This is a genomic window from Stenotrophomonas sp. STEN240 (assembly GCF_056756175.1).
Map to the genome: position 1 here is coordinate 1 of NZ_JBRRBO010000015.1, position 19,087 is coordinate 19,087.

The 19,087-nt window shown below is 62.5% G+C and carries 19 protein-coding genes; 10 read left to right on the forward strand and 9 right to left on the reverse strand.

Annotation, left to right across the window (positions count from 1 at the left end; translation table 11 throughout):
- Nucleotides 1-258 (forward strand): hypothetical protein (locus ACVOKO_RS08890; RefSeq protein WP_430980739.1); only part of this gene is annotated, 258 nt, incomplete at its 5' end.
- 154 nt (nucleotides 259-412) lie between these two features.
- On the opposite strand, the gene ACVOKO_RS08895 is transcribed toward ACVOKO_RS08890, so the two are convergent.
- From ACVOKO_RS08895 to ykgO, 6 genes are all read right to left on the reverse strand, one after another.
- Nucleotides 413-1,645 carry a TraB/GumN family protein gene (locus ACVOKO_RS08895; RefSeq protein ID WP_430980740.1) on the reverse strand — a complete coding sequence of 411 codons (1,233 nt, stop codon included), beginning with the start codon at nucleotides 1,643-1,645 and terminating at the stop codon, nucleotides 413-415.
- Nucleotides 1,638-2,168: a GNAT family N-acetyltransferase gene (locus tag ACVOKO_RS08900; protein ID WP_346498572.1), complete on the reverse strand. Its 531-nt coding sequence runs from the start codon at nucleotides 2,166-2,168 to the stop codon at nucleotides 1,638-1,640. Before ACVOKO_RS08900 ends, ACVOKO_RS08895 begins: the two co-directional genes overlap by 8 nt.
- An 11-nt stretch (nucleotides 2,169-2,179) precedes the next feature.
- Entirely contained in the window at nucleotides 2,180-3,067 is an 888-nt protein-coding gene (locus ACVOKO_RS08905; RefSeq protein WP_346498573.1) for a carbon-nitrogen hydrolase, read from the reverse strand.
- A gap of 401 nt (nucleotides 3,068-3,468) precedes the next feature.
- Nucleotides 3,469-4,506 (reverse strand): agmatine deiminase family protein, encoded by a 1,038-nt coding sequence (locus tag ACVOKO_RS08910; RefSeq protein WP_346498574.1) that lies wholly within the window; start codon nucleotides 4,504-4,506, stop codon nucleotides 3,469-3,471.
- Nucleotides 4,507-4,575: 69 nt separating this feature from the next.
- Nucleotides 4,576-4,905, reverse strand: coding sequence for a hypothetical protein (locus ACVOKO_RS08915; RefSeq protein WP_346498575.1), 330 nt, complete (start codon nucleotides 4,903-4,905; stop codon nucleotides 4,576-4,578).
- A 198-nt stretch (nucleotides 4,906-5,103) separates the two neighbouring features.
- On the reverse strand, nucleotides 5,104-5,229 hold the full coding sequence (ykgO, locus tag ACVOKO_RS08920) for a type B 50S ribosomal protein L36 (protein WP_057628212.1): 126 nt from the start codon (nucleotides 5,227-5,229) through the stop codon (nucleotides 5,104-5,106).
- A gap of 192 nt (nucleotides 5,230-5,421) precedes the next feature.
- Here ykgO and cmk point away from each other — a divergent pair, with 192 nt between their 5' ends.
- The 8 genes from cmk (at nucleotide 5,422) to galU (ending at nucleotide 13,735) form a co-directional block, all read left to right on the forward strand.
- Nucleotides 5,422-6,096 (forward strand): (d)CMP kinase, encoded by a 675-nt coding sequence (gene cmk / locus ACVOKO_RS08925; RefSeq protein WP_346498576.1) that lies wholly within the window; start codon nucleotides 5,422-5,424, stop codon nucleotides 6,094-6,096.
- A gap of 192 nt (nucleotides 6,097-6,288) precedes the next feature.
- Complete coding sequence (gene rpsA / locus ACVOKO_RS08930; protein WP_346498577.1) at nucleotides 6,289-7,974, forward strand: 30S ribosomal protein S1; 1,686 nt, start codon at nucleotides 6,289-6,291, stop codon at nucleotides 7,972-7,974.
- Nucleotides 7,975-8,063: 89 nt separating this feature from the next.
- Nucleotides 8,064-8,369, forward strand: coding sequence for an integration host factor subunit beta (locus tag ACVOKO_RS08935; protein ID WP_057628209.1), 306 nt, complete (start codon nucleotides 8,064-8,066; stop codon nucleotides 8,367-8,369).
- Nucleotides 8,370-8,466: 97 nt separating this feature from the next.
- Nucleotides 8,467-8,766, forward strand: a complete 300-nt coding sequence (locus ACVOKO_RS08940) for a hypothetical protein (protein ID WP_346498578.1) — start codon at nucleotides 8,467-8,469, stop codon at nucleotides 8,764-8,766.
- A gap of 6 nt (nucleotides 8,767-8,772) precedes the next feature.
- Complete coding sequence (lapB, locus tag ACVOKO_RS08945; protein ID WP_346498579.1) at nucleotides 8,773-9,951, forward strand: lipopolysaccharide assembly protein LapB; 1,179 nt, start codon at nucleotides 8,773-8,775, stop codon at nucleotides 9,949-9,951.
- Complete coding sequence (locus ACVOKO_RS08950) at nucleotides 9,952-10,926, forward strand: MraY family glycosyltransferase (RefSeq protein WP_346498580.1); 975 nt, start codon at nucleotides 9,952-9,954, stop codon at nucleotides 10,924-10,926.
- 14 nt (nucleotides 10,927-10,940) lie between these two features.
- Complete coding sequence (locus tag ACVOKO_RS08955; RefSeq protein WP_346498581.1) at nucleotides 10,941-12,857, forward strand: polysaccharide biosynthesis protein; 1,917 nt, start codon at nucleotides 10,941-10,943, stop codon at nucleotides 12,855-12,857.
- A complete protein-coding gene (gene galU, locus ACVOKO_RS08960; RefSeq protein WP_346498582.1) occupies nucleotides 12,857-13,735 on the forward strand; it encodes a UTP--glucose-1-phosphate uridylyltransferase GalU in 879 nt (292 codons plus the stop codon). Before ACVOKO_RS08955 ends, galU begins: the two co-directional genes overlap by 1 nt.
- Nucleotides 13,736-14,092: 357 nt before the next feature.
- Here the strand turns inward: galU and ACVOKO_RS08965 are convergent, their stop codons facing one another.
- The 3 genes from ACVOKO_RS08965 to ACVOKO_RS08975 all read right to left on the reverse strand — a co-directional run bounded on the left by ACVOKO_RS08965 (nucleotide 14,093) and on the right by ACVOKO_RS08975 (nucleotide 18,441).
- Nucleotides 14,093-15,301, reverse strand: coding sequence for an acetyl-CoA C-acyltransferase (locus tag ACVOKO_RS08965; RefSeq protein ID WP_346498583.1), 1,209 nt, complete (start codon nucleotides 15,299-15,301; stop codon nucleotides 14,093-14,095).
- Between the two features lie 79 nt (nucleotides 15,302-15,380).
- A complete protein-coding gene (locus ACVOKO_RS08970) occupies nucleotides 15,381-17,753 on the reverse strand; it encodes a 3-hydroxyacyl-CoA dehydrogenase/enoyl-CoA hydratase family protein (protein WP_346498584.1) in 2,373 nt (790 codons plus the stop codon).
- A 34-nt stretch (nucleotides 17,754-17,787) separates the two neighbouring features.
- On the reverse strand, nucleotides 17,788-18,441 hold the full coding sequence (locus ACVOKO_RS08975) for a TetR/AcrR family transcriptional regulator (RefSeq protein ID WP_313317469.1): 654 nt from the start codon (nucleotides 18,439-18,441) through the stop codon (nucleotides 17,788-17,790).
- A 210-nt stretch (nucleotides 18,442-18,651) separates the two neighbouring features.
- On the opposite strand from ACVOKO_RS08975, the gene ndk reads away from it, so the two are divergent.
- Nucleotides 18,652-19,077 carry a nucleoside-diphosphate kinase gene (ndk, locus tag ACVOKO_RS08980; RefSeq protein ID WP_057628193.1) on the forward strand — a complete coding sequence of 142 codons (426 nt, stop codon included), beginning with the start codon at nucleotides 18,652-18,654 and terminating at the stop codon, nucleotides 19,075-19,077.
- Nucleotides 19,078-19,087 lie beyond the last annotated feature (10 nt).

The window sequence follows — 19,087 nt, forward strand, 5'->3', positions numbered from 1 at the left end:
AGCAAAGCCCAAGCAAAGCCCAAGCAAAGCCCAAGCAAAGCCCAAGCAAAGCCCAAGCAAAGCCCAAGCAAAGCCCAAGCAAAGCCCAAGCAAAAGCCTGAAGTTTTTTGCGGCCGTGAGCCGAGGTGCAGCGGCAGACGCAGAAGAGTGAAAGCTAAAGCTGCGAAGCCCAAGCCCAAGCCCAAGCCCAAGCCCAAGGCCAAGCCCAAGGCCAAGGCCAAGGCCAAGCAAAAGCCTGAAGTCTTTTTGCGGCCGTAAGCCGAGGTGCCGCAGCAGACGCAGCAGAGTGAGAGCTAATCCCCTCTCCCGCGTGCGGGAGAGGGGTAGGGGTGAGGGGAGCTCTTAAGCCTCTAGAGCTTTTACAGCTTCCAAAGCTTTCGAGGCCTTTACAGCTTCAAAAGCCTCAACTCCATCACCCAGCCAACTTTCCATAAACACTGAAACCCGTGAGCCACAGCCCCAGCATGCTGCCCAGGTTGGTCAGCATGAAGGTCAGCACGATGCGCGTGACCCGGTTGCGATACCAGCCCTTGGCGCTCTGCGCATCATCACGCAGCTGCAGGAAATCCTGGTAGGTCGGCTTGCGCAGGCGGGTTTCCACCAACGCCGCAAACGCGCCAGTAGGAATGCTCAAGCGGAAAGGCTTGAACGGTGCGACAACAATCGCGGTCAAGATGCTCAACGGATGGCTGGCAGCCAACAAGGCCCCCAAACCCGCCAAACCGCCGGTATACATTGCCCAGGTCATCAGCATGTCGGCGCCCATGCCCATGCCGCCCTTCCAGAAACCAAAGCCAATGCCGCCCAGCACGATGGCCAGAATGCCCAGCGTGATCCACGGGACGTTGCGCTTCTTCGGCACCGACTCCAACTGCTCGCGCAGCGAGCCGGGCGCGTCGGTATCGGTTTCCAGGTAACGGGCCAACCCGGCCAGATGGCCTGCGCCAACCACCGCCAACACATTGCGCTGTTCACTGTTGTGTTCTTCGCGCAGGCGCGTGGCCATGTAGCGGTCGCGCTCGCCGATGATGGCCTGGTACAGCGCCGGGCTTTCATTGGCGAACTCGCCAAAGCTCGACTCCAGCATGTCGCCTTGCTTGAGTTTTTCGATCTCGTCTTCGCCGACATCCTCGGAAGAAAACAGCCCCGCACCCAGGCCCATAACCAGCTTGATCTTGCCGAAGAAGCCCAGGCTCTGCGAGGCGCGGCGGAAAGTCAGGCCAACGTCGCGGTCGATCAGGTGCACCGGCAGGTTGTTGGCCTTGGCCAGTTCCACCGCGCGCTTGAGCTCGGCACCGGGCTCGATGCCGAGCTGCTCGGCCAGGCGCCGCTGATATGCGGCTAGTGCCAGGTTGGCGGCAAACAGCGCCACGCGCCCTTTGCGGATTACTTCAACCAGATCCAGCTGCGCCAGGGCGTTGGGATTGGTCAGCGCCTGCAGGCGCTGCGGGTCCAGTTCCACCGCAACGGCGTCGTACTGGCCGGAGGCAATCGCCTGCTCAACGGCCAACACGCTGGCAGCAGAGACGTGGGCGGTGCCCAGCAGGGTGTAGCGCACGCCGTCGCGTTCAACCACGCGCACAGGCTGGCCAGCCAGCAGTTCGCCGGTGGATTCAACAGAGGAGTCAGTCATTGCTTCATTCATTGGAAGGGGCGCTGTCGGCACCGTCGCCGAGTGCGCGTTGCATCTGCACCGTATCCAACCAGCGCCCGTGCTTGCGGCCAAGGCCGCGGAAGATGCCGATCAGCTCGAAGCCGAAGCGTTCGTGCAGCTTGATCGATGCGGTATTGGTCGGCTCGCCGATCACCGCGATCATCTGCCGGAAGCCGCGAGCGGTGCATTCGTCGATCAGCGCCTGCATCAAGGCGCGGCCAACGCCTTGGCCCTGGAAGCGGCCATCCACGTAGACCGAGTTCTCCACGGTCCACTGGTAGGCAATACGCGCACGGTAGCTGTTGGCGTAGGCATAGCCGGCCACCTCGCCGTCAACAGTGGCGACGAGGTAGGGGAAGCCGCGCGTGGTGATGTCCTGCATGCGCTGCGCCATTTCCGCTTCGCTGGGCACCTCGTATTCGTAGGTGTTGACCAGTTCGCGGACTTCCACCGCGTAGATCGCGGTGATGGCCGGGATGTCGGCCGGTGTTGCTTGACGCAGTTGCAGGCTCATCGCAGGTCCAATCAGTCGATGTAACGCTTGAGCAGATCGCCGTAGGCATCGATGCGGCGATCACGCAGGAACGGCCAGATGCGGCGCACGTGCTCGCTGCGCTGCAGGTCGACTTCGCAGACCAGCAGGGTTGCATCGGTACCGGCTTCGGCAATGAACTCACCCTGCGGCCCCAGCACATGGCTGTTGCCCCAGAAGTTGATGCCCGATGCGCCCAGCGGGGAGGCTTCGTGGCCGACGCGGTTGCAGCTCAGTACCGGCACGCCGTTGGCCACGGCGTGGCCGCGATGGCTGAGCACCCAAGCATCGCGCTGGCGATTCTTCTCGTCCTGCATGTCGTCCGGATCCCAGCCGATGGCGGTGGGGTAGAGCAGCAGTTCGGCACCGGCCAGCGCCATCAGGCGCGCGGCTTCCGGATACCACTGGTCCCAGCAGACAAGCACGCCGAGGCGACCCACCGAGGTGTCGATCGGCTTGAAGCCGATGTCGCCCGGGGTGAAGTAGAACTTCTCGTAGAAGCCCGGGTCGTCGGGGATGTGCATCTTGCGGTACTTGCCCAGCAGGGTGCCATCCTTCTCGAATACCACGGCGGTGTTGTGGTACAGGCCGGCGGCACGGCGTTCGAACAGCGAGCCGACGATCACCACGCCATGCTTCCTGGCCAGTGCGCCGAGGTGTTCGGTGCTCGGGCCCGGAATCGGTTCGGCCAGATCGAATTCGTCCACCGACTCGTGCTGGCAGAAGTAAGGGCCGTTATGCAGTTCCTGCAGCAGCACCAGTTTGGCGCCCTGCGCAGCAGCCTCGGCCACACGTGCGTCGATCACCGCCAGATTGGCGGCGGCATCACCGTGGTTACGCTCCTGGACCAGAGCGACGGTAAGGGGGCTGCGCGAGTTCATGCTGCGATCCTGCGGGGGAAAACGCGCATGTTAGCGCGGATGCGCCTCTTCAATGTGGCCAGGGCTGAACAGATGGCGATGCAGGGCGCGTAGGCGCTTCGTGCCGCCTTTGGGTAGAGCCGAGCCATGCTCGGCTGAACATGTATGCGACGGATCCGGTTTGCATGCTGCTGGATCGAAATGCAGCCGGACGTGATTCGGTGCTATGGCTTGAACCCCTCTTCTACTGGCGGAAGAGGGATTGGACTGCGGCGGCTATTTTCGCCGGTGAAGCCACTGCCGAGCATGGCTCGGCACTACGCTTTGAGCCCCTCTCCCGTTTGCGGGAGAGGGGTTGGGGTGAGGGCGGCTTTTCGCTGGTGAAGCCTCTGCCGAGCATGGCTCGGCACTACAGGTGCCGCTTAGTTCTTCAGCAGGCCGGCCGGCAGTTGCATGGTGATGCAGTGCAGGCTGCCGTTCTGCCAGATCAGCGAGCGGCAGGGCACCTGCACGATTTCACGATCCGGGAAGGCCTGGGCCAGAACATCGCGCGCTGCGTCGTCTGCAACGTCACCGTAGGCGGGCATCAGCACCGCGCCGTTGACGATCAGGAAGTTTGCGTAGGACGCGGCCAGGCGGCGGCCTTCGTCCAGCACCGGTTCTGCCCACGGCAGGGGGAACAGGCGGTACGGTTTGCCGTCGCGGGTGCGCAGTGCAGCCAGTTCGGCGCCCATGGCCTGCAGCTCGGCGTAGTGCGAGTCCTGCGGGTCATCGCAGTTCTGGTAGACGATGCTGTCGACCGAGGCGAAACGGGCGAGGGTATCGATGTGGGCGTCGGTGTCGTCGCCTTCCAGGTAACCGTGGTCCAGCCACAGCACGCGTTCCTGCTGCATCCATGCCGCCATGTCGGCGCTCAGCGAGGCGCGGTCACGGTCCGGGTGGCGTTCGTGCAGGCACTTCCAGGTGGTCAGCAAGGTGCCGGCGCCGTCGGTATCGATGGCGCCACCTTCCAGTGCGAACGGAATGCTGCGCACCTGTGCGTTGTTGAACACCTGGGCCTGGTCCAGTACGCCGACCAGTTGGTCGTCGAGGCTGGCTTCGAATTTGCCACCCCAGCCGGTGAAGCGGAAATCCAGCAGCTGGAAGCTGCCGTCGGCGCGCTTGAGGGTGATCGGGCCGGAATCGCGCAGCCAGGTGTCGTCGTAGGCTGCGGTGACGAAACGCACGCGATCCATCTCCACGCGGTTGGAGCGCAGGCGCATTTCCGCGTAGGTCTCGATGTCGTCATCGGCCACGCAGATCAGCACTGGCTGGAAACGGGTGATGGCGCTGACCAGCGCGATGTAGGTTTCCTCGACCTCGGCCAAGCGCTCGGCCCAGTCGGTGTCGGCGTTCGGCCAGGCGATCAATACGCCGGACTGGGTTTCCCATTCGGCTGGAAAGCGGAGCGTTTCGTTCATTCTTCTCGGATGCAGTCGGCCCGGTCGGGCGTTGGGGGCGACAGGCCGGGCCTGCCGCCGGGAAAGGGTTCAGCGGATGGGTGGCTTCGGGCCGACTTCGTCAGGGCTGGCCTGGCGGGCCACCACGTCGATCACGCGCTGCCGTTCGAAGTACACGGTGAATGCAGGGTAGACCCAGCGGTTGATGGTCGGCCACTGGCGCTTCTGGCCGCCGCGCGGATCCATGCGCTCGCTGGGCGCACCGAAACGGGCTTCCACCTGGGCCATGCTCTGGCCGCGGGCGGGGATCGCTTCGGCAGGTTTTTCCTGCGCGCGCTCGATCAACAAGGTGTCGGCCAGTGCTGCCGGTGTGGCAGCCAGTGCGGCGATCAGGCCGAGAATCGTCAAGGTTTGCTTCATTGGTCACATCTCCCCAGAGGACAGGCTGCGATTACAGCAAAAAACGAAGCCGAAAGTACGGGTTCATGTCGTTTTTAGTGAGCACGCTCAGCATTGCGTCAGCGCTGTGTTCGGCCCGGTACGCAAAAAGCCGCCCGAGGGCGGCTTTTTGACGTTGCCCAACCCCTGCGGGTCAGGCGCTGGCTTGCGCCAGTTTGCTCAGCGCTGGCGAGCCTTGAAGCGCGGGTTCGACTTGCAGATCACGAAGATCTTGCCGCGACGGCGCACAACCTTGCAATCACGGTGACGGGTCTTCGCCGACTTCAGGGAGGACAGAACTTTCATGACATACCTCGGCGGATAACTAGTAAGGAGATCTTAGGAGCGTGGCCGCGGATATGCAGGATAACGCCCGTTCAAGCCCGCCATTCTACCGGGTAATTCCACGCCGGTTCAAGTGCTTGCGTGCAAACACCTGCCGGGATGGCGGTGCGGGGCGCTAGAATAGCCTGATTCTCGCTCCAGACAGGCCTCCAGATGAGCCAATTGCCCCCCGTTCTTACCATTGATGGCCCGTCCGGGGCCGGCAAGGGTACTGTCAGTCGCATCGTTGCCCGCCAGCTGGGCTGGCACTATCTGGACTCCGGTGCGCTTTACCGCGCGGTGGGCGTGGCCGCCAGCTGGGCGGATATCGACACTTCCGATGCGTCGGCGCTGGTGCGCTGTACCTTTGATACCAAGGTGCAGTTCGTGGAGCAGGGCGAAAACCTGCGGGTGCTGGTCAATGGTACCGATGCAACCGACGAGCTGCGGCTGGAAACCACCGGGGCGCTGGCCTCGGCCATTGCCGCCATTCCGGAGGTGCGCGCAGCGCTGAAGGAGCGTCAGCGCGCATTCAGGATTTTGCCCGGGTTGGTGGCTGATGGCCGGGACATGGGAACCGTCATCTTTCCCGACGCCCCATTCAAGGTTTTCCTGACTGCCAGCGCCGAGGAACGCGCCCAAAGGCGGCATAAACAGTTGAAAGAGAAAGGGGTTTCGGTTAACTTTGAAGACCTCCTGCGTGAGATCATGGCCCGCGACGCCCGTGATGCACAGCGCGCAGTGGCGCCCCTGAGGCCGGCCGAAGACGCCGTTCTCATCGACACCAGCGGAATTGGCATCGACGACGTCGTTGCCAAGGTGCTGGGTCTGGTTTCCAAGGAAGCCTGACCCTGGCTGCGTTGAGTGCGATCAGTTGACCGATTGCAGTCGCACCAAAGGTGTTGCAACAACCCGCTGCGCAATGGTGCGTGGTGGGCTTTTTCATTCACATGCGGCTGCCTTCATGGAGTCGTTCAACAGGCTGGACAGTACGGGTTTTCGCAACAGATCCGCTGTCCATATGTTCAACTGAGAAATCTAATGACCGAATCATTTGCAGAACTGTTTGAAGCCAGTCAGGCCAATCTGGCCAAGCTGAAGCCCGGTGCCATCGTTATCGGTACCGTCGTTGAGGTCCGCGGCGACGTGGTGATCATCAACGCCGGCCTGAAGTCCGAAGGCATCGTGCCGATCGAACAGTTCCGTAACGACGCTGGTGAGATCGACGTGGGCGTGGGCGACCAGGTGAAGGTTGCCCTCGACTCGATCGAGAACGGCTTCGGCGAAACCGTCCTGTCGCGCGAGAAAGCAAAGCGCGCCATGGTGTGGGACGAGCTGGAAGAAGCGTTGGAAAAGAACGAAACCATCACCGGCCGCATCAGCGGCAAGGTCAAGGGTGGTTTCACCGTGGACATCAAGGATGTCCGCGCATTCCTGCCCGGTTCGCTGGTCGATGTGCGCCCCGTGCGCGACCCGGCCTACCTGGAAGGCAAGGAGCTGGAATTCAAGCTCATCAAGCTGGACCGCAAGCGTAACAACGTGGTCGTGTCGCGTCGTGCAGTTGTCGAGAGCGAGCATTCGGAAGAGCGCGAGCAGCTGATGGACAAGCTGCAGGAAGGCGCCATCCTGAAGGGTGTCGTCAAGAACCTGACCGATTACGGCGCATTCGTGGACCTGGGCGGTATCGACGGCCTGCTGCACATCACCGACATGGCATGGAAGCGCGTGCGCCATCCGTCCGAAGTCGTGAACGTCGGCGACGAGCTGGACGTGCGCGTGCTGAAGTTCGACCGCGAGCGCAACCGCGTTTCGCTGGGCCTGAAGCAGCTGGGCGAAGATCCGTGGGACAACATCGCACGTCGTTACCCGGCCAACAGCCGCGTGTTCGGCAAGGTCTCCAACGTGACCGATTACGGCGCGTTCGTTGAGATCGAGCCGGGCGTTGAAGGCCTGGTGCACGTCTCCGAGATGGATTGGACCAACAAGAACGTCAACCCGTCCAAGGTTGTCCAGGTTGGTGATGAAGTCGAAGTGATGGTGCTGGACGTTGATGAAGAGCGTCGTCGTATCTCGCTGGGCATGAAGCAGGTTGCTGCCAACCCGTGGGAAACCTTCGCCGCCATCTTCAAGAAGGGCGACAAGGTTTCCGGCCAGATCAAGTCGATCACCGATTTCGGTATCTTCATCGGTCTGGACGGCGGCATCGACGGCCTGGTTCACCTGTCGGACATCAGCTGGAACACCACCGGCGAAGACGTCGTTCGCAACTTCAAGAAGGGCGACACCCTGGACGCAGTGGTCCTGGCCGTCGATCCGGAGCGCGAGCGCATCTCGCTGGGCGTCAAGCAGCTTGAGCAGGATCCGTTCGGTCAGTACATGGCTGCCAACCCGAAGGGTTCGAAGGTCGAAGGCGTTGTCAAGGAAGTTGATGCCAAGGGCGCAACCATCGAGCTGGCTGACGGCATCGAAGGTTATGTCTCGGCACGTGACGTCGCCAACGAGCGCGTTGATGACGCGACCCAGTTCCTGAAGGTCGGCGACAAGGTTGAAGCCAAGTTCGTGGGCATGGACCGTAAGGGCCGCACCCTGCAACTGTCGATCAAGGCCAAGGACGATGCCGAAATGCGCGAAGTGCTGGAGGAATACCAGTCCTCTTCGGCATCCAGCGGCACCACCCAGCTGGGCGCGCTGCTGCGTGCACAGCTGAACGGCAACAAGTCCGAGTAATCGGCCTGCTGTAAGTAGTTGTGACCTGAGCGGCCCGGACATCAGTCCGGGCCGCTTCAGGGTAAGACCCTGCCATTGACGAGTACGCAATGACCAAATCCGAATTGATCGAAATCCTCGCGCGCCACCAGGCGCACCTGAAGGCCGATGATGTCGATCTGGCGGTCAAGTCATTGCTGGAAATGATGGGTGGGGCGTTGTCCTCCGGGGATCGCATAGAGATCCGCGGTTTCGGTAGTTTCTCCCTGCATTACCGCCCGCCGCGCCTGGGCCGCAACCCGAAGACGGGTGAGTCGGTCGCGTTGCCGGGCAAGCATGTGCCGCATTTCAAGCCGGGCAAGGAGCTACGCGAGCGCGTCAGTTCGGTGGTGCCGCTGGAAAGCGACCCTGCCTGAGCGAGCTTGCGTGAAGTATCTCGCGGCAGATTGAATGCTGCGAATTCATGCGCTGAACGGTAAGCTACGGGCTCTTGTTACAGGAGTAAGCCGGCGCATGAAGATCGTTCGATTAGTGATCCTGCTGGCGGTGTTGATAGGTGGCCTGGTGATCGGCTCGCTCAACTCCCAGGCCATCGAAATCAGCCTTGCGTTCTGGGTGCTCAAAACCACGTCGGGTATCGCGATCATCGCCTCGCTGCTGCTGGGTGCATTGGTGGGCGGCGGCATGGTGATGGCCGGCCTGGTCGTGCCGATGTACGCCAAACTGCGGCGCGCCAACAAGGCCGCTGCCACCGCAGCGCCCGAACCCGCCACGCCTGCCGCGCAGGCACCTTCTCCCTTTGACGGACGCTGAGTAACGATGGCCTTCATCAGTGAATGGTTCTGGTTTTTCCTGTTCCTGCCGATCGCCGCGCTGGGCGGCTGGGTAATTGGGCGCCGTGGCGGCCAACGCCATAGCGAAAACCAGGTCAGCCGTCTTTCCAGCACCTATTTCCGTGGCTTGAACTATCTGCTCAACGAGCAGCCGGACAAGGCCATCGAGTTGTTCCTGCATATCGCCGAACTGGACAAGGAGACCTTCGAGACGCAGGTCGCCTTGGGTCATCTGTTCCGCCGTCGTGGCGAAGTGGATCGTGCGATCCGCCTGCACCAGGGGCTGGTCAACCGTAATGATCTGAGCGATGCGCAGCGCGTGCAGGCGCTGCTGGCGCTGGGCGAGGACTATATGAAGTCCGGCCTGCTGGACCGTGCCGAAACCGTGTTCACCGAGCTGGCCCAGCTGGACCAGCGTGCGCCGCAGGCCCTGAAGCACCTGATCAGCATCTACCAGGCCGAACGTGACTGGGAAAAGGCGATCGAGAACGCCACCCGCTATGAAGCGGTGACCGATGAGCCGATGGGCAAGTTGATTGGTCAGTTCGAATGCGAGCTGGCGGAGCGCTATCGCGCGGCAGGGCGTCTGGATGATGCCCGTGCGGCCATCAACCGGGCCAATGTGGCCGATGCGATGAGCGTGCGCGCGGGCATCATCGAAGGGCGCCTGGAAAGTGATTTCGGCAATGACGAGGCCGCTGTAAGGGCCTTCGAGCGGGCCGCGCGCAACGACCCGGACTATCTGCCGGAAATCCTGCCGCAGCTGATGAAGAACTACCGCAATGTGGGTGATCTGGCAGGCGCGCGTGCGTTTCTGGCGGAGATGACCGAGCACTATCGTGGGATCGCGCCGGTGCTGGCGCTGACCCATTTGATGGAAGAGCAGGAAGGGACGGCCCCGGCGCGTGCCTATCTTGGGCGCCAGCTCAAGGACCGGCCATCGGTGCGCGGCGAGTCCGCCCTGATCGACCTGACCCTGGCCGAAGGCGCCGATCCGGTTGCGACCTTGCAGGACCTGAAGCACATCACCGACCAGCTGCTGGTACGCAACCCGGCGTATCGCTGCACGCGTTGTGGGTTTGGCGCACGTACCCATCATTGGCAGTGCCCGAGCTGCAAGGAATGGGGCACGGTAAAGCCGCTATTGAACTACGCGGTGCTCTGAGTGCCGGTACTGCATTACTGGCTGTTGCTGTGGGTGTTGATCACCGCAGCCACGGTAACCTGGTTGGCAATCCGCTACGCGCATTGGCGGCGCCTGATCGACCAGCCCGGGGAGCGGCGCAGCCACAACGTATCCACGCCACGCGGCGGCGGTATCGGCATCGTTGTCTCGCAGTTGCTGGCCTGTGTGCTTGGGGCGGTGCTATTGCCGGACTATTCGGCAGCGCTGCTGGTATTCGCGCTGGGACTGCTGCTGGTTGCAGGTATCGGATGGTGGGATGACCACCGCTCTCTGCCGGCGCTGCCGCGCCTGTGTGTGCACCTGCTGGCTGGCCTGCTGCTAGGCGGAATTGTCTGGTTCGGCACTGGGAGTCTGCTCAAGGCCGTGTTCTGCTTTGGCTTGGCGGTGTCGTTGGTGAACATCTGGAATTTCATGGATGGGATCAACGGTCTGGCGACCACCCAGGCGATTCTGGTCGGGGTGGGCGCTGGCTTGCTGTTGCCTGGCAGCTATTCCTTGGCCGGCTGGGCATTGGCGGCGGGGTGTGCGGGTTTTCTGCCTTTCAACTTCCCCCGTGCCCGCATTTTCATGGGCGACGTTGGCAGCGGCGCGCTGGGTTATCTGGTGGCCGGCCTGCTGGCGTTGGGCCTGGGTGTTACCGAGACAGCGCCGGTGTTGTGGTTGGTACTGCCGGCGGTATTTTTGGCTGATGCAGGCTTCACACTTTTATCACGCATGCTCAAAGGGGAGCGCTGGATGCAACCGCATACCCAGCACCTGTATCAAGGTTTCGTGAAGCGTGAATACAGTCACACGGCTGTTACGTTGGGTTATGCCCTCTTCACCCTTGTGGGGCTTACACTTGCAGCGCAATTTTCAAGGCTTCCCCTAGGTTGGGGGTGGGCAGGGGGCGTTACCTGGCTGGCTGTTACGGCAGCGGTGTGGGCGTTCCTGCGTGCCACGGCACTTAAATAAGGACAAGGTTTTCTATGGCTTCTTGGCACGAGCGCTTTGCAGGCGGTGGCCCGCGTTACGCGGTGATGCTGCATGACCTGATGATGGTGTGGCTGTGTTGGCAGTTGTTGCTGATGGCCCGCTTCGCGCTGCTCGACGCCGGCCCTGTGCATCCATGGTTCACGCTGGACGTACTGATCGTCGTCGGCATCCAGGCGGTGGCGTTCTGGAAGGTTGGCCTGTATCGCGGTCTTTGGCGTTTTGCCTCCGTCGCTGATCTGATAAACATCTTCAAAGCCTCATTCATAGGCTTGCTGGCGATTGTGGTTGTGTTCTCCTATCGCCGCCTGGAAGGCATCCCCATCTCGGTGTTGGTGGTTTATCCATTTGCGCTGTCCGCGCTGCTGGGTGGGCCGCGCCTGCTGTACCGCGCCTGGAAGGATTATCAGGCCATGCATTCGGATGCCAGTGCGCGGCGCGTGCTGGTGCTTGGCGCAGGCCAGGCCGCCGAGTCCCTGATAAAGGACCTGCGTCGGTCCGGTGACTATGAGCCGGTGGGGTTGCTGGACGATTCGCCGCACCTGCAGGGCGCCTGGGTACACGGTGCCGCGATTCTGGGAACCTTGGACGAGGTCGCGCTGGTGGCCAAGGAAACCAGTGCCAAGTTGCTGGTGATTGCCATTCCGACGCTGGACGCCGCTGGCATGCAGCGAGTTGTGGGCTTGTGCGAAAGCACGGGTCTGCCGTTCCGTACCGTACCTCGACTTACGGATGTGCTTGAGGGCAGTTCGCTGCCCGGCCAACTCAAGGAAGTGGCCATCGAAGACCTGCTCGGGCGCAAGCCGATCCTGCCGGATTGGGAACTGCTGCGCAGCTGGTTGCGTGGGCGCACGGTGCTGGTTACCGGTGGTGGCGGCTCCATTGGTTCGGAACTGTGCAGGCAGTGTGCACGGCATGGCATATCGCGCATCGTGGTGCTGGAAATCAGCGAACTGCTGATGATCAACATCCAAGCCGAGCTGCGCAGGAGTTTCCCGGACCTGGAAGTGCATGGCGTGCTGGGTGACTGCGGTGATCCGGCCGTCATCCGTCATGCGTTGCGCAGCTACAACCCCGATACGGTGTTCCACGCGGCGGCTTACAAGCAGGTGCCGCTGCTTGAGGCGCAGCTGCGTGAAGCGGTGCGCAACAACACCTTGTCAACAGAGTGCGTCGCCTCGGCTTGCATTGAAGCCAAAGTCGAGAATTTTGTTTTCATCTCAACCGACAAGGCCGTGGATCCGGCCAACGCGCTGGGCGCGACCAAGCGCTACGCCGAGATGATCTGCCAAAGCTTGAACAAGCGCGCACCGCATACGCGCTTCGTCACAGTGCGCTTCGGCAACGTGCTCGGTTCGGTGGGCAGTGTGGTGCCCATGTTCCGCGAGCAGATCCGCAAGGGTGGCCCGATCACCGTCACCCATCCGGATGTAAGCCGCTACTTCATGACCATTCCCGAGGCTTGCCTGCTGATTCTGCAGGCAGCCGCGTCGTCATCGCGCGGGGCCATCTACATGCTGGATATGGGCGAGCCGGTGTTCATCCGCCATCTTGCCGAGCAGATGATCCGCTTGGCAGGCAAGCAGCCGGGGGTCGATATTCCGATCATCTATACCGGCTTGCGGCCCGGTGAAAAGCTGCACGAAAGCCTGTTCTATGAAGATGAGAACTGCCAGCCCACAGCCCACCCCAAGGTGATGGCTGCAGGTGTGCGCGAGTTTTCGCCCGAACTGGTATTGAACAATGTGACCGCGCTACGGAAGGCGGTTGCTGCCTACGATATCGAGGCGATGAGGCATATTCTGGGCACCACCATTCCCGAGTTCATGCCGGCCGATGATGTTGGCGCGCAGACGGGTACTGCCAATGTAGTGCCATTCCCCACCTCCAAAGAAGTCGGAAGAAACCACTGATGCAAGGTCGTATTAAAAAAGCAGTGTTTCCTGTTGCCGGGCTTGGGACGCGTTTCCTTCCTGCAACCAAGACCGTGCCGAAGGAGATGCTGCCGATCATCGATCGGCCGCTGATCCAGTACGCGGTCGATGAAGCCATCGAGGCGGGTTGTGACACCCTGATCTTCATCACCAACCGCTACAAGCATGCGGTGGCGGACTATTTCGACAAGGCCTACGAGCTGGAACAGAAGCTCGAGCGTGCCGGCAAGCACGAGCAGCTGGAGCTGATCCGTCACGTGCTGCCCAAGGGCGTGCGGGCTGTATTTGTAACCCAGACCGAAGCGTTGGGCCTGGGTCACGCAGTGCTCTGCGCAAAGGCGATTGTCGGTGACGAGCCGTTTGCGGTTCTGCTGCCCGATGACCTGATCTGGAACCGTGGCGAAGGTGCGTTGAAGCAGATGGCTGACCTCAACGAGATCAGCGGCGCCAGCGTCATTGCGGTGGAAGACGTGCCGCACGACAAGACTGGCAGCTACGGCATCGTAGCTACCGACAAGTTTGATGGTCGCAAGGGGCATATCACCCAGATCGTCGAGAAGCCCAAGCCGGAAGATGCCCCCAGTGATCTGGCCGTGGTGGGGCGTTACGTGCTCAGCCCGAAGATCTTCGGCCTGCTGGAGGCCACTGGCACCGGTGCAGGCGGCGAGATCCAGTTGACCGATGCGATCGCGCAGCTGCTCAAGACCGAGCAGGTGGATGCGTATCGTTTTGAAGGTACGCGTTTTGACTGCGGTACCCATCTGGGCTTGGTTGAGGCCACGGTGCGCTTTGCGTTGGAAAACGAGAAGCTGGCAGGCCCTGCGCGCGAGATGATGCAGAAGATGCTGGCGGAGTAAGTGCCGCGAAGCAATCTGGAAGCTGGCATTGATGCCTGCTTGGTGGAGTTGAAGGGCAGCCGAAAGGCTGCCTTTCTGCTTTTTTGCGTGGTGCCGCCGTCTTTGGTAGAGCGCAGCGATGCTGCGCTGGGGTTTTATCGGGAAGGCCTCTGTCGAGCATGGCTCGGCACTACGCGGGAAGGCCTCTGCCGAGCATGGCTCGGCACTACGCGGGAAGGCCTTTGCCGAGCATGGCTCGGCACTACGCGGGAAGGCCTTTGCCGAGCATGGCTCGGCAATACATGCTCCTGTTGGGATTGAGTAACAAAGAAGGCGGCCTTGCGGCCGCCTTCTTGAATCAACGTTGCAGCAAACCGCTTACAGCGATTCGAAGATACCCGCAGCGCCCATGCCGGTACCGATGCACATGGTGACCATGCCGTACTTCTGCTGGCGACGGCGCAGGCCGTGCAGCAGGGTGGCGGTACGGATCGCGCCGGTGGCACCCAGCGGATGGCCCAGGGCAATGGCGCCGCCCAGCGGGTTGACCTTGGACGGGTCCAGGCCGCAGTCACGGATGACCGCCAGCGACTGCGCGGCAAAGGCTTCGTTGAGTTCGATCCAATCCAGCTGGTCCTGAGTCAGGCCGGCCTGCTTCAAGGCCTTGGGAATAGCTGCGATCGGGCCGATGCCCATCACTTCCGGGCGCACACCGGCGACCGAGAAGCTGACGAAGCGGGCCAGCGGGGTCAGGCCGTAATCCTTGATCGCCTGCTCCGATGCCAGCAGCACCGCACCGGCACCATCGCTCATCTGCGAGGAGTTGCCGGCGGTAACCGAGCCGCCGAACTGACCGTTGCGAAACACCGGGCGCAGCTTGGCCAGGCCTTCAGCCGAAGAGTCCAGACGCGGGCCTTCATCGGTATCGGCCAGCTTGTTGCGGGTGATGATGCGCTTGCCGTCGGCCAGGTCAGGCAGGTGCGAGACGATGTCGTAGGGACTGATCTCGTCCTTGAACTCGCCGTTCTGGATTGCGGCAATGGCCTTCTGGTGCGAAGCCAGGGCAAAGGCGTCCTGTTCCTCGCGCGAGACCTTCCATTCTTCGGCGACCTTCTCGGCGGTGATGCCCATGCCGTAGGCAATGGCGACGTGGTCGTTGTCGAACACGCTCGGTGCCATCGCGATCTTGTTGCCCATCATCGGCACCATCGACATCGACTCGGTACCGCCGGCCAGCATCAGGTCGCTGTTGCCCAGACGGATCTGGTCAGCGGCCATCGCCACGGCCTGCAGGCCGGACGAGCAGAAGCGGTTCACCGTCTGCGCGGCGATGGTGTTCGGCAGGCCAGCCAGCAGCACGCCGATGCGCGCCACGTTCATGCCTTGCTCTGCTTCTGGCATGGCGCAGCCGATGATGGCGTCGTCGATGCGGTTGACGTCCACGCCCGGAGCCTGCGCGACCACGGAGCGGAGCACGTGGGCGAGCATGTCGTCCGGACGGGTGTTGCGGAACATGCCCTTGGGCGCCTTGCCAACCGGGGTGCGGGTGGCGGCGACGATGTAGGCGTCCTGGATTTGCTTGGTCATTGCAGTGATCTCTTCAATAGGTGTGAGCGTGAGGGCGGGCGAGGGTGGCGCTGGCAGCGCCACCCCGAAGCACGCTCACTCAGTTCCGCAGCGGCTTGCCGGTGGTCAGCATGTGCGCGATGCGGGCCTGGGTCTTTTCCTGCTGGGCCAGTTCAACGAAGTGCTTGCGCTCCAAGGTCAGCAGCCACTCCTCGTCGACCACGGTGTTGCGGTCGACCTTGCCGCCGCACAACACGGTGGCGATGCGCTCGGCAATCTCGTAGTCGTAAGGGCTGATGAAGCGGCCTTCCAACATGTTGACCAGCATCATCTTGAAGGTGGCGATGCCGACGTCGCCGGCCACACGGATGCGGCGTGCCGGCATCGGCGGACGGTAGCCGCCTTCGGCAAGTGCGGTGACTTCGGCCTTGGCGATGTGCAGCAGCTCGAAGCTGTTGAACACGACCTTGTCGGTGCCGCGCATCAGGCCCAGTTCCTTGGCGTTGACCGCCGAGTTGGAGACCTTGGCCATGGCCACGGTTTCGAAGGTCTTCTTCAGCTCGGCGAACACGTCGCCGTCCGGGCCAGCCGCCTGCGAGGCGCGCACGGCGATTTCCTTCAGGCCGCCACCGGCGGGCAGCAGGCCGACGCCGGCTTCCACCAGGCCGATATAGCTTTCCAGCGCAGCAACCGACTTGGCCGCGTGCATCTGGAACTCGCAACCGCCGCCCAGCGCCAGACCGCGGACCGCGGTGACAACCGGAACGGTGGCGTACTTGATGCGCTGGCTGGTGCGCTGGAAGTTGGCCACCATCGCCTCGAACTCGGCGAACTTGCCAGCCTTCAACGCGCCCAGCGCGCCGGACAGATCAGCACCGGCAGAGAAGGGCTCCTTGTTCTGCCAGATGACCACACCCTTGAACTGCTTTTCGGACAGGGCAATCGCGTGCTGGATGCCGTCCAACACCTGGTCGGACACGGTGTTCATCTTGGTCTTGAAGCTGATGACACCGATGCCGTCGCCGTCGGTCCACAGACGGATGCCGTCGTTTTCGAACACGGTTTCGCCCTGCGCGAACTTCTCGCCCAGCAGTGCGTCCGGGAAGCGCTGGCGCTGGTACACCGGCAGCGACGAGCGCGGCACCAGTGCATTCTGCGTCGGGCTGTAGCTACCCTCGGCGGCATGCACGCCGTCACGGCCGTCCAGCACCCAGGCCGGCAGCGGTGCATTGCTCATGCTCTTGCCAGCGGCGATGTCGTCGGCAATCCACTGCGCAACCTGCTTCCAGCCGGCGGCCTGCCAGGTCTCGAACGGGCCCAGCGACCAGCCGTAGCCCCAGCGGATGGCAAGGTCCACGTCGCGCGCGGTTTCTGCGATGTCGGCCAGGTGGTAGGCGCTGTAATGGAACAGGTCGCGGAAGGTCGCCCACAGGAACTGCGCATGCGGGTGCTGGCTCTCGCGCAGCTTGGCGAACTTTTCGGCCGGGTTCTTGATCTTCAGGATCTCGACCACTTCCGGCGCGGCAACGCGATCCGCCGGACGGTAGTCCTGCTTCTCAAGGTCGATGACCATGATGTCCTTGCCGACCTTGCGGAAGATGCCGGCGCCGGTCTTCTGGCCCAGTGCACCCTTGCCGATCAGCGCGCCCAGCCATGCCGGGGCGTTGAAATACTTGTGCCACGGGTCGTCAGGCAGGGTGTCGCCCATGGTCTTGATGACGTGGGCCATGGTGTCCAGGCCAACCACGTCGGAGGTGCGGTAGGTCGCCGACTTGGGGCGGCCGACCAGCGGGCCGGTCAGTCCGTCCACTTCATCAAAGCCCAGGCCGAACTGCTGGGTGTGGTGAATGGTGGACAGGATCGAGAACACGCCGATGCGGTTGCCGATGAAGTTCGGGGTGTCCTTGGCGTAGACCACACCCTTGCCCAGATTGGTGGTCAGGAAGGTTTCCAGGCCTTCCAGCACGGCCTTGTCGGTGGCCTTGGCCGGGATCAGCTCGGCCAGGTGCATGTAGCGCGGCGGGTTGAAGAAATGCACGCCGGTGAAGCGATGGCGCAGTTCTTCCGGCAGCACGTCGGCGAGCTTGTTGATGCCCAGGCCCGAAGTGTTGGAGGCCAGTACCGCGTGTTCGTTCACGAACGGCGCGATCTTCTTGTACAGGTCCTGCTTCCAATCCATGCGTTCAGCGATGGCTTCGATGATCAGGTCGCAGTCGCGCAGCTGCTCCAGGCCGGAGTCGTAGTTGGCCGGGGTGATGGCCTCGGCCAGCGCCTTGCTGGCCAGCGGTGCCGGGCTCAGCTTGCCCAGGTTGGCAATGGCCTTGAGCACGATGCCGTCGGCAGGACCTTCCTTGGCGGCCAGGTCGAACAACACCGTGTCGACGCCGGCATTGGTCAGGTGGGCGGCGATCTGCGCACCCATGACGCCTGCGCCAAGGACGGCGGCGCGGCGGACAAGCAGGGAATTGGACATATCGATAAACCTTTGGTCTGCGATGATGGTTGGATCAGGAAACGGCGGGGGAGGCCGGGTTGCGCACGCTGGCGCGGAAACCGGCTTCGGCGAAATGGATCAGTTCCTGCGCGGCCTTGCTGCGGTGCTCGGCCTCGCTGATGTTGGCTGGGCGCTTGATCAGCCCGAAATCGGCCATGGCGTAGGTCAGGGAACCGGCCAAAAAGTCCAGGCGCCAGTACAGCTCTTCCTTGCTAAGGCCCGGTACGCATGCGCCGATGGCCTTGCCGAACTCGCGCAATACATGGCCGTAGTGGTCGGACAGGAACTTGCGCAGGTTGTCGTTCTTCTCGGCGTAGGCGCGGGCGATGACGCGGACGAAAGCGCCGCCGCTCTGGCGGTCCTGGGCCAAGGCCAGGGCCGGCTCGACGAAGGCGGCCAATACCGCGCGCAAGTCGCCCGGATGGGCGCTGCGGGCCTGTTCCAGCTGGCCCAGGCGGGCGGCGGTCATCTCGTCCATGCGGCGGCGGAACACTTCATTGACCAGGTTGTCCTTGGACCCGAAGTGGTAGTTGACCGCAGCAATGTTTACATCGGCGTGACTGGTCACCTGGCGCAGCGAGGTGCCGGCGAAGCCGTACTGGGCGAACAGTTCCTCGGCCGCGCCGAGGATGCGGTCCTTGGTGGAGAAGCTGGCGGGTTTGCCCATGGCTGGCTCAATCAATCAAACGATTGTTTGGATCCTACGCCCGCCGGCTCGTTCAGGTCATGCTGCGGTGCAGCATCATTCATCTGCCGCTGTGCAAAGGGCAGGGGACACCGGTAGAATTAGCCACCGCAATTCAGGCTAAGCCCGCGTCCGCACGCGGGTTTTTTTAATGTACCCTCGGGCCGACCGGCCCAATATCGGAGAATTCCCATGGCGCTGGAGCGCACTCTTTCCATCATCAAGCCCGACGCCGTTGCCAAGAACGTGATCGGCGAAATCTACGCCCGCTTCGAAAAGGCCGGCCTGAAGGTGGTTGCTGCCAAGTACAAGCAGCTGTCGCGCCGTGAAGCCGAAGGCTTCTACGCCGTGCACCGCGAGCGTCCGTTCTTCAACGCGCTGGTCGAGTTCATGATCTCCGGCCCGGTGATGATCCAGGCCCTGGAAGGCGAGAACGCCGTCCTGGCCCACCGCGACCTGCTGGGCGCCACCAATCCGAAGGACGCAGCGCCGGGCACCATCCGCGCTGATTTCGCTGATTCGATCGATGCCAACGCCGCTCACGGTTCGGATTCGGTCGAGAACGCAGCCAACGAAGTGGCTTACTTCTTTGCTGCTACCGAAGTTGTTTCGCGTTAATTAGAGGTTG